The organism is Bradyrhizobium sp. ORS 278 (assembly GCF_000026145.1).
Taxonomy (GTDB): domain Bacteria; phylum Pseudomonadota; class Alphaproteobacteria; order Rhizobiales; family Xanthobacteraceae; genus Bradyrhizobium.
The window spans coordinates 5869490-5884796 of record NC_009445.1; the positions used below are offsets into that span (position 1 = coordinate 5869490).

11 protein-coding genes are annotated in these 15307 nt (G+C 67.1%); 4 read left to right on the forward strand and 7 right to left on the reverse strand.

Features of this window, described 5'->3' with window-relative positions; genetic code table 11:
• Positions 1–13: 13 nt before the first annotated feature.
• A complete protein-coding gene (locus tag BRADO_RS26390; protein ID WP_012029249.1) occupies positions 14–1603 on the reverse strand; it encodes a DHA2 family efflux MFS transporter permease subunit in 1590 nt (529 codons plus the stop codon).
• Positions 1604–1798: 195 nt separating this feature from the next.
• Positions 1799–3142 (reverse strand): HlyD family secretion protein, encoded by a 1344-nt coding sequence (locus tag BRADO_RS26395; protein ID WP_012029250.1) that lies wholly within the window; start codon positions 3140–3142, stop codon positions 1799–1801.
• 186 nt (positions 3143–3328) lie between these two features.
• Between BRADO_RS26395 and BRADO_RS26400 the strand changes: the two genes are divergently transcribed.
• A complete protein-coding gene (locus BRADO_RS26400) occupies positions 3329–3961 on the forward strand; it encodes a TetR/AcrR family transcriptional regulator (RefSeq protein WP_012029251.1) in 633 nt (210 codons plus the stop codon).
• A gap of 1175 nt (positions 3962–5136) precedes the next feature.
• On the opposite strand, the gene nikR is transcribed toward BRADO_RS26400, so the two are convergent.
• Positions 5137–5634, reverse strand: a complete 498-nt coding sequence (nikR, locus tag BRADO_RS26405) for a nickel-responsive transcriptional regulator NikR (protein WP_012029252.1) — start codon at positions 5632–5634, stop codon at positions 5137–5139.
• Between the two features lie 187 nt (positions 5635–5821).
• Between nikR and BRADO_RS26410 the strand changes: the two genes are divergently transcribed.
• On the forward strand, positions 5822–8143 hold the full coding sequence (locus BRADO_RS26410; RefSeq protein ID WP_041756971.1) for a TonB-dependent receptor: 2322 nt from the start codon (positions 5822–5824) through the stop codon (positions 8141–8143).
• Between the two features lie 323 nt (positions 8144–8466).
• On the opposite strand, the gene BRADO_RS26415 is transcribed toward BRADO_RS26410, so the two are convergent.
• Both BRADO_RS26415 and BRADO_RS26420 read right to left on the reverse strand, forming a co-directional pair.
• Positions 8467–8730 carry a hypothetical protein gene (locus tag BRADO_RS26415; protein ID WP_012029254.1) on the reverse strand — a complete coding sequence of 88 codons (264 nt, stop codon included), beginning with the start codon at positions 8728–8730 and terminating at the stop codon, positions 8467–8469.
• 292 nt (positions 8731–9022) lie between these two features.
• Entirely contained in the window at positions 9023–10210 is a 1188-nt protein-coding gene (locus tag BRADO_RS26420) for an extensin family protein (protein ID WP_012029255.1), read from the reverse strand.
• 399 nt (positions 10211–10609) lie between these two features.
• Here BRADO_RS26420 and BRADO_RS26425 point away from each other — a divergent pair, with 399 nt between their 5' ends.
• Positions 10610–11374, forward strand: coding sequence for a DUF2147 domain-containing protein (locus tag BRADO_RS26425; protein WP_012029257.1), 765 nt, complete (start codon positions 10610–10612; stop codon positions 11372–11374).
• A 65-nt stretch (positions 11375–11439) separates the two neighbouring features.
• Here the strand turns inward: BRADO_RS26425 and BRADO_RS26430 are convergent, their stop codons facing one another.
• Positions 11440–12825, reverse strand: coding sequence for an ATP-binding protein (locus BRADO_RS26430; RefSeq protein ID WP_012029258.1), 1386 nt, complete (start codon positions 12823–12825; stop codon positions 11440–11442).
• Positions 12815–13582, reverse strand: a complete 768-nt coding sequence (locus BRADO_RS26435) for a response regulator (RefSeq protein WP_012029259.1) — start codon at positions 13580–13582, stop codon at positions 12815–12817. The genes BRADO_RS26430 and BRADO_RS26435 overlap by 11 nt, the downstream gene beginning before the upstream one ends.
• Before the next feature lie 217 nt (positions 13583–13799).
• On the opposite strand from BRADO_RS26435, the gene BRADO_RS26440 reads away from it, so the two are divergent.
• Entirely contained in the window at positions 13800–15287 is a 1488-nt protein-coding gene (locus BRADO_RS26440; protein ID WP_012029260.1) for an efflux transporter outer membrane subunit, read from the forward strand.
• Positions 15288–15307 lie beyond the last annotated feature (20 nt).

A 15307-nucleotide genomic window follows, 5' to 3' on the forward strand; every position in this document is an offset into this window, starting at 1 on the left:
GGGGCGTCTCACGTCAATGCGCGTCGCCGCCGCCGGCCATCGGCGAGCTCGGCTTGTTGAGCAGCAGTACCATCATGCTGAGCGCGACGTAGAAGCATGTCAGCATGAAGAACGCATCGCCATAGCCCATCACCACCGCCTGGCGATGCACGATCTGCGACAGCTGCTTCATCGCCATCAAGGCCGAGTCGCCCATGCCCTGCAGCTTCTGCTGCAGCATGTTCAGCGTCTCGACCGCGGTCGCATTGCCCCAGTTCACGCGCTCGTGCAGGCGCGAGATATGCAGGTCGGTGCGCTCGTTGAGCACCTGGTTGATGACCGCGAGGCCGACGGCGCCGCCGAGATTGCGCATCAGGTTGAAGAGGCCGGAGGCATTCTTGACGCGATCGGGCGCGAGCGTGCCGAGCGCGATGTTGTTGGTCGGAACCATCGCGCACATCATGCCGACGCCGCGCAGCACCTGCGGCAGGAACAGCTCCCAGAAATCGTAGTCGCGGGTGATCCCGGTCATCTCATAGGATCCGATCGCGAAGATCACGAGGCCGAAGGCGATGATCAGCCGCATGTCGATCTTCAGCATCAGGCGGCCGACCACCGGCGCCATCAGGAACATCGTCACGCCCGAGACGAACATCGTCTCGCCGATCATCAGCGCGCTGTAGCCGCGGACCTCGGCGAGATAGCGCGGATAGATGTAGGTCAGGCCGTAGAGGCCGATGCCGATGCAGAACTGCAGGAGGCAGCCGACCGCGAAGTTGCGGTTGCCGAACGCGAACAGGTCGACGATCGGCTCGTCCGCAGTCAGCACGCGCCAGAAGAAGCACACCGCCGAGACGGCGCAGACCGCGGCGCAGATCGCCACGGACGTGTCCTGCAGCCATTCATATTGCGGCCCCTCCTCCAGCACATATTCCAGCGAGCCGAGGAAGCCCGCCATGAACAAGAGGCCCCACCAGTCGAACCGTTCAAGCAGCGCGAAATTCGGCTGGTCGAAATCGACCAGCGCCAGCACGCCGGTGGTGATGATGACGCCGGGGACGATGTTGACGAAGAACAGCCAGTGCCATGACATCGCATCGGTGATGTAGCCGCCGACCGTCGGGCCGACGGTCGGCGCGAGCGTCGCAACAAGGCCGATGATCGGGCCAACGATGTGGAACTTCGAACGCGGAAACACCGTGTAGGCCGAGGCGAACACGGTCGGGATCATGCCGGCGCCGAGGAAGCCCTGCAGCGCGCGCCAGACGATCATCTGCTCGATCGACGAGGCGAAGCCGCACAGGAAGCTGGAGATGGTGAAGCCGGCCGCCGAGATCGCGAACAACAGCCGCGTGCCGAGCGCGCGCGACAGGAAGCCGGACAAGGGGATCGCGATCACCTCGGCGATGAGATAGGCGGTCTGCACCCAGGAGACTTCGCTGGAGCTCGCGGACAGGCCGGCCTGGATCTCGCTCAGCGACGCCGAGACGATCTGGATGTCCAGGATCGCCATGAACATGCCGAACACCATGATCAGGAATGCGATCAGCCGGCGCGGGGCGATGCGATCCGCCGGCGCGGCGGGCGCGCTCATGGTGGGGTTGGCTGTGGTGGCGGTGGCCATGGTCAGTTAGTCCGCTGGAGGTCCATAACCGCGCCGCACGAGTGGTGCGCCCCCCTCCCCCTTGTGGGGAGGGGCTGGGGAGGGGGGCCCACAGCGGCGGTCTCGCCCGGAGGCCCCCTCCCCAGCCCTCCCCCACAAGGGGGAGGGAGCTGACTTCCGATGACGCGACCGCGAGTACGATCGCATCAGTTCTAACTACTTCCCCTGCACCGTCGCCGGCGCGTCGAGGTCGGTGTCGCTGTCGGCATCCTTGGCGCCGTCGGTCGTATCCACCGTCACGTAGACGGACATGCCGGCGCGCAGCAGGTTCTGCCGCGCCACCTCCTTCGGCACGCGGATGCGAACCGGCAGGCGCTGCACGATCTTGGTGAAGTTGCCGGTCGCATTGTCGGGCGGCAGCAGAGTGAAGACCGAGCCGGCGGCGGGCGAGATGCTGTCGACCACGCCCTTGAAGCCGCGCGCGCCATAGGCGTCGACCTTGATCGTCACCGGCTGGCCGGGACGGATTCGCTTCAGCTGGGTCTCCTTGTAGTTCGCATCGATGAAGACATCATCGAGCGGCACGACGTTGCCGAGCCGCTGGCCAACCGCGACGAAGTCGCCGGTGCTCACGAGGCGGTTGGAGAAGGTGCCGTCGACCGGCGCGCGGACGATGGCGAACTCCAGATCGCGCTCGGCCTTGGCGAGCGAGGTCTTCAGTTCGGCGAGTTGCGCCTGGGCCTCGGCCTGCTGCGCCTTGGTGACCTCGACATTGTCGCGCGCGGCGTCGAACGCCGCCTGCGCGGCGCGGACCGCGGCCTGGCCCTGATCGCGCGCGGCCTCCGACTGCTCGAAGGTCGCATGCGAAGCGAAGCCCTTGCTGCTCAGCGCCTGCTGGCGCTCATAGTCGAGCCCGGCGCGCTTCATCGCCGCCTCGGAGGAAGTGAGATTGGCCTGCGCCTGCTCGACCGCGCTCTGCTGCGCGGCGACCTGGCGGCCGATGCGCGCGATCGTTGCTTCCTGCGTTGCGATCTTGGTGCGCGCGGCGTCGACCGCGATCTTGTAGTCGCCGTCGTCGATGCGGAAGATCACATCGCCCTTGTGCACGACCGAGTTGTCGCGCGGCACGATCTCCTGGATGTGGCCCGAGACGCGCGCGCCGAGCATCGTGTTGTTGGCGCGGACATAGGAGTCGTCGGTCGAGACCATGAAGCGGCCGACCATGATGTAATGCGTGGCGTAGCCGGCTGCGGCGAGCGCGAGCAGAAGGCCTATGCCTGCGAGCACGCGCTTGCGCTTGCCGGATTTCGGCGGAGCAGCCGGCGCGGCCTGAGGCTTCGCGCCGGCGGGAGCTGAGGCGGGCGGAGCCGGCGGCAGCTCGAGCGGGGTCTCGGCGCCGAGGTCCGCTTTTGGCGCGGCGGTCTTGGTATCAACGGTCTTGGTCTCGACCGGGTTGGTCTCGGCTTGCTTGCGCTGGACGGCATCGTGCTTGGCCTGGCCCAATGCCTCCTCGGCATCCGGCCGACGCGCCCGCACAGCCTGTTCTCTCGCAGCAGCCATCTGAGACTCCCACCCATCAAAGCGGGGCCGCCCCGGCCCCGGATTATTTGACCGAACCGATCGGTCAATTGATCTGTATCATTGACCGAACCGTTCGGTCAATATATATTTCGCGTGTGCAACATATCTGCGCAGATGCTGTCGTCACGTTGCCGCCGGCCAAATCTTCGGGAACATTCTGAACCAATGATTGATACCGCCAGCAACACTACCCTGATGGTCCAGGACGAGGATTCCTCGAAGCGTCGCCAGATTCTCGATGGCGCCCGCAAGGTCTTCATGGATCTCGGCTTCGACGGCGCGAGCATGGGCGAGATCGCGCGCGCGGCCGGCGTCTCGAAGGGCACGCTGTACGTTTATTTCAGCGACAAGATCGGCCTGTTCGAAGCCATCGTCGAAGAGGAAACCCGCACCGCGCTGCTGTTCAGGTTCGACACCAGCCGCGACATCGCCACCAACCTGCTCGGGTTCGGCGAGGCCTATATCGCGCTCGTCTGCCGACCGGGCGGCGGCTCCGCGATCCGCACCGTCATGGCGATCGCCGAGCGGATGCCCGATGTCGGCCGCCGCTATTACGATCGCGTGCTCGAAGGCACGATCAGCTGTCTCACAACCTACCTGCGCGACCGAGTCGAGGCGAAACAGCTGGCGATCGACGATTGCCAGCTCGCCGCCTCGCAATTTCATCTGATGTGCCAGGCCACGCTGTTCCTCCCCTTCATCTTCCAGGCCGAGCCGGCCCCTTCGCCCGATCGCATCCGCAAGGTGGTGGGCAGCGCGGTGACGATGTTTCTCGCCAATTACGGCGTGAGGGATTGACGGCGCGCGCGTCGCGCGCGGCATCGCAGGGTCGGCCTCGTCGTCACCAGGCATGAGCTGTCCTTCTCGCGGTGTATGACGCCCGAGCTTTGCAATCAGATCACCCTCGTCTGGATCGGAGGGCGCAGGGAAGGCCGGGCGCCGGCCGCGCCCGTGGCCCGCCTGCGAGAAAAATGCAGGCGGTAGGTACCACAGGTCTGGCCGAGAACACCCGGCCTCCCCTGCGCGATGGGCTTACGGCTTATACGCAGTCTCCCCGGTGTCCGGCTTGTTAGCCACCGTCATTCGCGCGATGCGTGAGCATCTTCCGCGAACTTGACGCCAGCATCGGGGCGCCAGGACCCTGCGACTTCACCGTCCTGCCGGTCGCGTTCGTCCGCTCGCGATTCAGCGCGCTGCGCGCCGACAGGCCACCGCTCCCCGCCCCCAACGCTCGTGACGACCGCGAAACGTCCCTCTTCGAGAGAGGCGGGATGGGAAGAGTGAAGCATGGAATTCGGAAAAATGGAAGATGATTATTTTTGCGCGAGGGACTGGACAGGGCAAATCAGGTTGATGGGACGGAGTAAATTCGCTTTTGCGCGCACGCCGTTTCTGTAGTTCGCAAATGTCCCTCCTCCGTCATTGCGAGCGAAGCGAAGCAATCCAGGGGCGTCACCCGCGACTCTGGGTTGCTTCGTCGCTGCGCTCCTCGCAATGACGATTTGGGCATGCTGCGCGCCCATTCACACCGTCATTGCCCGGCTCGACCGGGCGATCCAGTACTCCGAGACGGCCTTGATAGCTCCGAGACGCCGCGGCGTACTGGATGCCCGCCTGCGCGGGCATGACGGCGGAGCGCTCAACTACAAGCCCGCAGTGGGTGAACAAAGGCGCCTGCTCCGCTGCATCGACGCGCAACACTGCGTCGCGCCGCGCTCACCGTGCTCGACCGAGGGACCGCGGTGGGCACGGCGCGGGATAGACGGAGTCCTATCAGCAGCATCGCCGGCGCGCCTTTGCCCACCCTACAGCCTGTGGCGTGCTGCGCACCACACCAACAACTGTCATCACCCGGCTTTGACCGGGCGATCCAGTACGCCGAGACGGTCTTGATCACGCCGAAAGGCCGCGGCGTACTGGATGCCCGCCTGCGCGGGCATGACAGCGGGGGGCGTGGCCGATCTCTTTGCGCGCTACTTCTTCCCGCTCTTGGTCGTGTGGGAATGAGAATGGCTGTGGCTGCTGCTGTGACTGTGCGAGTGGCTGTGCGCATGGCCATGATCATGCGCCGCGTCGATCGGCATCAGCGCCACGTGGCCGTGGCGGACGCCGCGTTCGGCGATGACGTGGTCGGCGAAGGCCTTCACCTCGCGACGCTCGCCCTTGAGCACGGTGACCTCGAGGCAGCTTTCCTGGTCGATGTGGACGTGCAGAGTGGCCTGAGCAAGGCCGGAATGATCGTGCGCCTCCTGCGTCAGCCGCTTGGGCAGCTCACGCGCGGCGTGATCGTAAACGTAGCTGAGCGTCGCGATGCAGTGGCGGCTGTCAGTGCCGGAAATCTCAGCGCTCTCCAGGCCGCTGCGCAGGAGGTCGCGGAACGCCTCCGAGCGGTTGTCGTAGCCGCGCCGGGCCATGAAGGCGTCGACCTCGGCGAGCAGATCGTCGTCGATGGTGATCGTCAGGCGCTGCATGCATCGTCTCCCGGCGGCAACACTGCCATCTGAGTATGATGTTTGCTCATTGACATCATACTGGTGTCACCTTAGCGTTCTCTAACACTCGACAGCGGGGCGATCCAAGCGAGCTTGTCACGAGCCGACGAGGGCTCGCGGCAGACGATGACGCGCGTCCCGCCTGGGATCGAGGGGCGTGGCGGCGATGCGGTGGCGTGGAGCAAGTGTCGGGGTGCTGTTGGCGGCATTGGCGCAACAGGCGGCCGCGCATCCCGAGCGCGTCCCGGCCGAACTGCCGACGGTCGATGTCGATGCGCCGAAGCGGACGACCAGGTCAAAGCCCAAGCCGCAGATCCGGCGTGACGCACAGCGGGCGCAGCCCGGCGTGTCTCGGATGCCGGTGACCCAGCCCTCGGCAGCCACAGCGGCCTCTGCGCCGTCAGGTGCGCCGAACGTCGGCTCTGGTGCCCCGCAAGTGCAGGGCATGGCGAGTGAGACGGTCATCACCGGCGACGAGATCAACGCCCGCCCGGCAACGCGTCCCGGGGAAGTGCTGGAGGCCGTGCCCGGCCTGATCGTCACGCAGCACTCCGGCGAAGGCAAAGCCAATCAGTATTTTCTGCGCGGCTACAATCTCGATCACGGCACCGATCTCGCGCTGTTCGTCGACGACGTGCCGGTCAACATGCGCACCCATGCGCACGGCCAGGGCTATGCCGATCTCAACTGGCTGATGCCCGAGACGATCGGCCGCGTCGACGTCCGCAAGGGCCCCTACTTCGCCGACGAAGGCGACTTCGCCTCGGTGGGCAGCGTGCATATCGGGCTGGTGGACAGCGTGCCCAAGGCGATCGCGCAGATGACGGCGGGCAGCTTCGGCTATCGCCGCTTCTTCGGCATGGACTCGGTGCATGCCGGCGATGGGCATCTCCTGATCGCAGGCGAGGCCGGCCGCTACGACGGCCCGTGGACCACGCCGGACGATGCCAAGAAGCTCAACGGCCTGATGCGCTATTCGCAGGGCACCGCGACCGACGGCTTCTCGATCACCGGCATGGCCTATGCGAACCGCTGGACCTCGACCGACCAGGTGCCGGAGCGAGCGATCACCTCGGGCCTGCTCGGCCGCTATGACGCGATCGATCCAACCGACGGCGGCAAGACCAACCGCTTCGCCTTGTCAGGCCGCATCGCCGGCAGCGACGATGCCGGGTCCTGGAAGGCCAACGCCTATGTGGTGAAGAGCCAGCTCGACCTCTACAACAACTTCACCTATTGGTTGCGCGATCAGGATAATGGCGACCAGTTTCACCAGCACGACGACCGGCTGATGCTCGGCGCCAACGCGTCGCGCACCTTGAACGGCAGCTTTGCAGGGCAGCCGATGGAGACGACGTTCGGCATCCAGACGCGCTACGACGACATCGCGCTGGCGCTGAGCTACACGGCGCAGCGAGCGTATCTGAGCTCCGTCCGCAACGACAAGGTCGGCGAAGGCAGCGTCGGAGTCTATGTTGAGAACACGGTGCGCTGGACCGACTGGCTGCGCACAACCATCGGCTATCGCGGCGACTACTACCAGACCCACGTCTACTCGTACTTTAATGGCAACAACACCGGCGATGCCTCCGCGAGTCTCGGCAGCCCGAAATTCCGCATGGTGCTCGGGCCATTCAACCAGACCGAGTTCTTCCTCGGCGCCGGCTACGGCATGCACAGCAACGATGCACGCGGCGCGACGACGACGGACGATCCGAACGCGCCGGGCAACCGGATCGACTCCTCGCCGCTGCTGGTCCGCACCAAGGGTGCCGAGGTCGGCGTGCGCACGCGCGTCATTCCGGGGCTCGACTCCTCGTTGAGCCTGTTCATGCTGAACCAGGATTCCGAGATCCTGTTCTCCGGCGATGCGGGCGACACCGAAGCCAGCCGGCCCAGCCGGCGCTACGGCTTCGAGTTCACCAATCACTATCGCCCGGCGTCGTGGGTCGACATCGATGCCGACCTCGCGATGACGCATGCCCGGTTCGTCGGCGAGGATGCCGATCAGGCGACGACCTATGCCCAGCTGGTCGGTTCGGGCGCGCCGTCCGAGGTGCTGCGCGGCAACGCGCCCGGCAACTACATCCCCAACGCGCCGTCGATGATCGCTTCCGCCGGCATCACGCTCGGGGAAAAGACCGGCTGGTTCGGCGGCGTCCGCTGGCGCTATCTCGGATCGACGCCGCTGACCGAGGACAACTACTTCCGTTCGACCGCCACAAGCATCTTCAACGGCCGTATCGGCTTCCGCGACGCCAATGGCTGGCGCATCCAGCTCGACGTGCTGAACCTGTTCAACACCAAGGCCAACCAGATCTCCTATGGCTATGGCTCGCTGCTGCCGAGCGATCAGCTCTACGCGGATTGCTACGGGAGCGCGCCCAAAGGACTGCCCGCGCAAGTGTGCCAGACCGGCGTGATGGATCGCGTGCTACACCCGATCGAGCCGCTGACGTTTCGGGTGACGGTGGCGGGCACGTTCTGATCTGGAGTGATCCCGTCCTTTTCTTGTTCACCACTTCCCGCAATCGAGCAGCGGGGACGTGTGTGCTCGTTGCGGGCTCGGAGCAGACTGGATCAGCAGCATCGCTGCGCGAGAGAGCGCCCTCTCTCCTTGTGGGAGAGGGCTTGTAGGACGGCGCCACGAGTTCAGTTGCGTGAAGGGTTCTCTCTCCGCGAGCGCGTCGCCGAGGCAAACCCCTCACCCAACCGAGTTTGCTGCACTGTCCGACATGCCCTCTCCCACAAGGGGCGAGGGCACAGCCATGGCCACCGCATGCGCGGCGGACGCGATCAAAGGTCTGGTCGTCAACCACACGGCGGCGGTCCGTCAAGCAAGATCGCGATGTCGAGATCGGCATGATCACTGCGTGAAGTGTCTGGCGTTCCCAGGGCGGCGTCGGCCTGCGGCGGCACGCGCCACGGGATCGGCTTCGGCGGCAGCCGTGCGAGCCGCTGCGCGTCGGCGACGGCGCGGCGGGCGATCTTCAGCGAGCGGCAGAGCAGCACCGGATGCTCCTCGGTGCTGACCTCGAAACCCATGCCAATCGCCTTGATGCGATACGATGCCATGTCCACCTCTCCCATCCGGCGTGCAACCAGAACCCCGCGCGCCTTGTTCCTGGGGACTGTGGCAGGTCTAGTGTCGGCCAATGGCGGACGGCAAAAATGGTCAACGAACTGCTAACGCGCGATCGGCGCTGGTCGCAGTTTCGTTCCGGAGCGGGACAGGACGCGGCCGGCGCCGGAGTCTGGCAAGAGAAATCCACAGACGCGCACAGGTGAGCACAGAATAGCGGATGGCGACCGGCATTCGATCGTCATGACCTCGATCTGCGGATCGCCATTCCTCGTTCGCCCGTCCTCAATAGTCTCGGAACTCGTCTTCCTCGTTGATCAGCTGGCCGATCGACTTGGGCTGCTTGCGCGAGGCGATCGAGCTCGTCACGTCGGGCTCGCGCTGGCCGTAGCCGTAGCGGCGCTGCTGGGCGCGGGCGGCGACCGCTTCACCGGATTGCGCCGCCGGCTGGCAGATCAGGCGGCGACTGGCGCGGCGCATCAGGTCCACATGGATGTGATCGTAGTGATAGCTGTTGGAGCCCGGCGCGAGCACGGTGGTGAACTGCTGGCAGGCGCCGCCCTGCACGTCGCGCAGGAACCCCTGCTCCTCCGGCAGCCCGATCCAGCCGTCCTTGACGGTGATGCGGCGGCCGTCGGCGAGCGTGAAGGCGGCGATGTCGAGCGCGTTGCCGAAGGCGTGCTCGGAGATATGCGCGCTCGGATTGCCGTTCATGCCGCGGCAGGAATAGGCTGAAATCTGCTTGATCTCGACGACGCGCTGGCCGAACCAGCGCTGCGCCGCCGGCTGCACCGACTCCGCGAGCCAATGGTCAAGCGCGGACACGATCGGACAGGCGAGCGTGGCGGTCGGCTTCACCGCGACGGGGCCGGTGGCGCCGACCGGATCGCGCGATGGCCCGAGGCGCGGCGGGTCCTGCGGATAGGCCGTGCGCGGCGCAGCCTGCGGCCGATAGGGCGAGGCGGGATCGGATGCATCCGGCGGCAGATTGACATCGTCCTCGCCGGCCGGCGGCTCGAGCTGCAGCGGCGCGCCGGGGGGTGTGCCAAGGGATGGCGGGCCTGCCGCTGCGTTCGGATAAGCAACACCCGATGCGGGATAGACGGACTGCGGTGCTGGCTGGGACTGATAGGTCGCAGGCGGCGAAGAACGCGGCGGCTGGTTGATCGGCCAGCGTGGCTGGCCGCTGATCGATCCCGGCGGACGCAGGCTCTCGTCGGCGAAGCCGTAGGTCGCGGCGGACTCGCCGAGCGCCGCAACCTTGAGCGGATAGTCGGCGCCACACATGCCGGGGCCGGAGATCGGATCGATGCGGACGATGTCCGCGCTCTCCTTCACCGTACCGGACTTCAGGCAGGCGATCTCGGCCTCGGCCCGCCACGGCTCGCGCTCCTGGAAGAATCCACGGCCGCAACCCGCAAGCGAGACAAGGACGATGGAGCCGACGAGATACAAACGAACTCCGCGCGTCATCTGCAGAGGTTTGCGGCAATTTGCTTAAGGAGCTGTCAATGCCGTCCGTTGAGGGCGCGGAAACCATCATGAGACGGCGGTCGGGCGATCGACGCGCTCACGGCAGCGTCGCTGTCTTTTTCGGGCGAAGCGGCACGATTAGGATCTGCGATGCGCTGGAACCGCTGAGAACGGGAGCCGTGTCATGATCAATGCCGGTCGGCTGAGCACGATCATCGCATATGCTGCGTTTGCCTTCGTTGGCGCGATCGTGATTGGGCTGCTCTAGGAATTGCGGCCGGCCGAGATACCGCGCGATCCGAAGCGCGAACGAGAACCGTGATGCGCATCACGGAGGCGAGAGTCACGCCGCTTTAAAAGTTCCCTCAGGTTCACGACGCCGCCCGAGGGAGCTCATCCATGAAGACCGTGTATCTCGCCGCCGCCGCAATTCTGATCGCGAGCAGCGCCGCACAGGCCGGCAGCTCGATCGCGTTCGATTTCGATGGTCACAAGATCCGTGTCACCGTGCCGCGCAACTGCCAGGCGCTGTCCTGCCTACAGGTCTCCGGCGTCGATCTCAGCGGTCTGAAATCCAAGCTCGACGATGATGCGCCGGCGGCGAGCACCGCTCCGGCCGCAAGCGCGCCCGCTGCGGCCGCGCCGGTCGCAGCGGCGCCCGCCGTGACCGCGCCTGCGACGCTCGCTGCTGCGCCGGTGGTGACTCCGCCCACACCCGTTGCCGCGGCGCCGGTGCAGATGCCTGCGGCGCCCGCGCCCGTCGCGTCGACCGCCCTCGTCGCACAGCCGCAGCCCGCGACACCGGACCCGGCGCCCGCACCGACCACCGTGGCCACCGCGCCGCCGGCAGCCCAGGGCGCGCCGGCGCCGGCCGCCGATCCGAACTCGCCGCTCGGCCTGTGGGCCACCGAGGGCGGCAAGGGCAATGTCGTGATCGAGCCGTGCGGCCCCAACATCTGCGGCTTTGCGGAAAAGTCGCGCGAAAAAATCCTGATCAACATGAAGCCGAAGGACAGCAAATGGGTCGGCCGCATCCGTGATCCCGACGGCGGCGGCAACTACGACTCCACGATCGTGCTGAAGAACTCGACCACCTTGCGCGTCCAGGGCTGCGCGTTCGGCGGCCTGTTCTGCGGCGGCCAGACCTGGAAGCGGATCAGCTGACGCCGCCCCCGTCGTCAGCGATGCGAGACCCCGCCGGGACCAGTCCCTCCGGCGGGGTCTTTCGCTTACGCCACCTTGGCGGGGATCGGCGCGGCGGCGGGCAGCGCCGCGCGCAGCGGCAATGACAGCCGCACGCGAAGGCCGCGCGGCGTGTTCGGCATCAGCGCGATGCCGCCCTCGTGCTTCTTCATGATCTCCTGGGCGATCGACAGGCCGAGGCCAAAGCCGCCGGCGGCGCGCGCCTGGTCGAGCTTGACGAACGGCTCCAGCGCGCGCGCCTGTAGCGCCTGGGGAATCCCCGGGCCGTCATCGGCGACCTCGATGGCGATCACGCCGTCCGCCGTGCTGTCGAGGCTCACGACGACCTCGGTGCCGTGCTTGACGGCGTTCTCGACCACGTTGGTCACCGCGCGCGACAGCGCCCGCGGCCGGCCCTCGCAGACCAGCCGCTGCGGGCCGCGATAGCTGACCGCGTGGCCGACATCGGCGAAGTCGCAGCAAATGGTTTCCAAGAGGCTCGACAGTTCGATGCGCGCCGGCTGCTCGGCCTTGGTGTCGTCGCGCAAATAGTCGAGCGTCTCGTCGAGCATGCGGCTGACCTGGTCGATGTCGCGCAGCATGGCGCTGCGCATGTCGCCCTGCCCGATCCGCTCCGAGCGCAGCCGAAGCCGGGTCAGCGGCGTGCGGAGATCATGGCTGATCGCTGCCAGCATCCGCGTGCGGTCGTCGAGCAGCGCACGGATGCGCGCCTGCATGTCGTTCAGCGCGTCGGCGACCTGGACGATCTCCCTTGGCCCGCGCCGGCCGAGCGGCTCCTGCGCGCCCGGCGAGCGGCCGAACGCGGCCGCCGCGCGTGCCATCTCCGACAGCGGCCGAATGATCGCGCGCGCTGCGTAGAACGACAGGAGCACGCCGAGAATCAGGATGATGAAGAGGAACACGACGGTCGGCTTCAGCACCATCGACCAGAATTCCAGCCGCGGCACGTCGTCGAACACCAGCGCGCGCTCGCCGTCGACCTGGACGATGATCTGGGTCGGCGGCGCCGCGCCATAGCTCACGCCGTGCAGCAGGCTGACGTCGCGCAGCACGCTGAGCTGGCGGCGGGCGAGCTTCGAGGTGAAGGGCACGTTCTGCACCGGCTTCGCCAGCAGCGTGAGCGAGGCCAGCGGCACGAGCTCGACCTGGATGCCGGAGCTGCGCAGGCTCGACAGGCTGCTATCGACCGCGGCGGAGTCGCTGGCGGCGCGCACGAAGTGCACCGCCTCGGCGACGCGCGCGACGCCATAGGCCGGTGATTCCTGCTCGTCCGGCGGATCGAGGAACAGGATCGCCGCCGCGATCATCAGCACCATGCCGAACAGCACCGACAGCGACGCCAAGGTCACGATCTGCGTGGTGAGGCCGAGGCGAGGCAACGTGTTGCCGCACGTCTTGCTGTCAGGCTTCATCGAGGGTCTCGACTCTTGGCGTGAAGACGTAGCCGCCGAGGCGCACGGTCTTGATCATGCTCCAGCTCCTGGCGCCGGGCTCGATCTTCTGGCGGATGCGGCTGATGTGGACGTCGATGCTGCGCTCGACCGGGCCGGCCTGGCCGCCATGCGCCAGCTCGATCAGCTGTTCGCGGGACAGCACGCGGCCGGCGTTGCGGCAGAACGCCAGCAGGATGTCGAATTCGGCGCTGGTCAGCGTGATCTTGACGCGGTCGGGATCGAACAGCGTGCGCGTCGCCGGCTCGATCCGCCAGCCGTCGAACATCATCGGCGCCTGGCGCGCGGCGATCACCGCGGGATGCAGCTGCGAGCGGCGCAGCAGCGCGCGGATGCGCGCCACCAGCTCGCGCGGATTGAACGGCTTGACGACGTAGTCGTCGGCGCCGAGCTCGAGGCCGAGGATGCGGTCGATGTCCTCGCCCTTGGCGGTCACCATGATGATCGGCACCGCCGAGATCTGGCGCAGGCGGCGGCAGATGCTCATGCCGTCCTCGTCCGGCAGCATCAGGTCGAGCATGATGAGATCGACCTGCTCGCGCTGCAGAACGTCGTTCATCGCCGCGGCCGAGGCCACGAAGCGCGGCGCGAAGCCGTGCTCCTGCAACAGCTCGGTGAGCAAGGCGGCGATCTCGCGATCGTCCTCGACACAGAGGATGCGCGCGGCGGCCGGCAGGTTCGCGTCGAGGGTCACGGCGGTATTGTGTGACGACATCATGCGCGGAACATGGTCGATTTAGGCCGAAAAGAACAGTCCGAAGCCGCGTGCGATCGTGGCGAAATCAAGTTGTATTGTTAAGGCGGAAACATTTCTTCACGCGACTTAACCCTGCGCAACGGCCATCGCGCCTAAGGCTTGGTGGATCAGACAACCATCAAACAGGGAAGTCCTGCGGCGAGGCTGACCGGCCGGCGCGGCTCTCCTCCGAACCGCGATGCTCAGCCCCGTGAAGCCCGTCCTGCTCGCCCTCTGCCTCGCCTCCCCGCTGCTCGCCGGCTGCGCCGTCGGGCCCGACTACGTCACGCCGGATTTCGGCACGCCGGCGCGCTGGAGCAGCGACCGTAACCAGCCGGCGCAACAGCTCAGGCTCGCGCAATGGTGGCGCAACCTCGGCGACGCGCCGCTCGATCAGCTGATCGGCGAAGCCGTCAGCGGAAATCTCGACGTCGCCGCGGCCAAGGCGCGTATCCGCGAGGCGCGCGCGACGCAGCGCCAGGCGGTGGGCGCGCTGTTTCCGACCGTCAGCGGCACCAGTTCGGCGACCGAGACCCGCAGCGCCGGCTCTACGACGGCCGGCATCGCGATCGCGCCGACCACCTCCAGCCAGTTCCAGGCTGGCTTCGATTCGAGCTGGGAGCTCGACCTGTTCGGCGCCAACCGCCGCGCCGTCGAGGCGGCCTCCTACGGCGTCGACGCCGCCAAGGACGATCTGCGCGCCACGCTGCTGACGCTGATCGGCGACGTCGCCTCGAACTACATCGATGCGCGCGCCTATCAGGCGCGGGTCGCGCTGGCGCAGCGCACCGCCGCCTCGCAGCGTGAGACCGCCGCGCTGACGGCGCGCAAGCAGGAGGCCGGCTCGGCGTCGGCCGTCGACACCGCCAAGGCGAGCGCGCTCGCCGCCAGCACGGAAGCGACCATCCCGACCTATGAGAGCAGCTACCAGCAGGCGCTGCATCGCCTCGGCGTGCTGCTCGGGCGCGACCCGACCGCGCTCAGCCAGCGGCTGTCCCGAAGTCTGCCGATCCCCGCGCCGCGCCGGCCGCTGCCGAAGGGCATCCCGGCCGACGTGCTGGTGATGCGTCCCGATATCCGCAAGGCCGAGCGGCAGCTCGCACAGTTCACCGCGAAGATCGGCCAGGCGACCGCTGCGCTGTATCCGGATATCAGCCTGACCGGCACGGTCTCGACATCGGCGCTCAAGCTCGGCGATCTCGGCAAGAGCTCGACCATCGGCTGGTCGATCGGTCCGAGCCTCTCGGTGCCGATCTTCAACGGCGGCAAGCTGCAGGCAGCGGTCGAGGTCGCGGAAGCGCAGCGCGACGAATATCACGTCGCCTGGCGCAGCGCGGTTCTGAGCGCGCTCGAGGACGTCGAGAACGCCATCGTCAATCTCGGCCAGGAGCGGCTGCGCATCCGCAGCCTGACGGAATCGGCGCGCCGCTATAACGAGGCCGCGCGGCTGTCCCGCGGACTCTACCAGACCGGCTCCAGCACCTTCCTCGACGTGCTCGACGCCGAGCGCTCGCAATTCACGGCGGAAGACAGCCTGCTCGCGAGCCGCGCCGCCCTCGCGAAGAACTATGTCGCGCTGGCCAAGGCGCTCGGCGGCGGCTGGAGCGGCCCGATCGACAGCTCGGTGCCGGAGGTCGTCGACGGCGGCACCGGACCGCATCTCGCGCAGGCCGCCGCGCCTCGATGACCAACTGTAATCCACCAGCG

Coding starts and splice junctions, on each gene's coding strand:
- BRADO_RS26390 (WP_012029249.1), bottom strand. CDS start 1,603: ATGGCCACCGCCACCACAGCCAACCCCACCATGAGCGCGCCCGCCGCG.
- BRADO_RS26395 (WP_012029250.1), bottom strand. CDS start 3,142: ATGGCTGCTGCGAGAGAACAGGCTGTGCGGGCGCGTCGGCCGGATGCC.
- BRADO_RS26400 (WP_012029251.1), top strand. CDS start 3,329: ATGATTGATACCGCCAGCAACACTACCCTGATGGTCCAGGACGAGGAT.
- nikR (WP_012029252.1), bottom strand. CDS start 5,634: ATGCAGCGCCTGACGATCACCATCGACGACGATCTGCTCGCCGAGGTC.
- BRADO_RS26410 (WP_041756971.1), top strand. CDS start 5,822: ATGCGGTGGCGTGGAGCAAGTGTCGGGGTGCTGTTGGCGGCATTGGCG.
- BRADO_RS26415 (WP_012029254.1), bottom strand. CDS start 8,730: ATGGCATCGTATCGCATCAAGGCGATTGGCATGGGTTTCGAGGTCAGC.
- BRADO_RS26420 (WP_012029255.1), bottom strand. CDS start 10,210: ATGACGCGCGGAGTTCGTTTGTATCTCGTCGGCTCCATCGTCCTTGTC.
- BRADO_RS26425 (WP_012029257.1), top strand. CDS start 10,610: ATGAAGACCGTGTATCTCGCCGCCGCCGCAATTCTGATCGCGAGCAGC.
- BRADO_RS26430 (WP_012029258.1), bottom strand. CDS start 12,825: ATGAAGCCTGACAGCAAGACGTGCGGCAACACGTTGCCTCGCCTCGGC.
- BRADO_RS26435 (WP_012029259.1), bottom strand. CDS start 13,582: ATGATGTCGTCACACAATACCGCCGTGACCCTCGACGCGAACCTGCCG.
- BRADO_RS26440 (WP_012029260.1), top strand. CDS start 13,800: ATGCTCAGCCCCGTGAAGCCCGTCCTGCTCGCCCTCTGCCTCGCCTCC.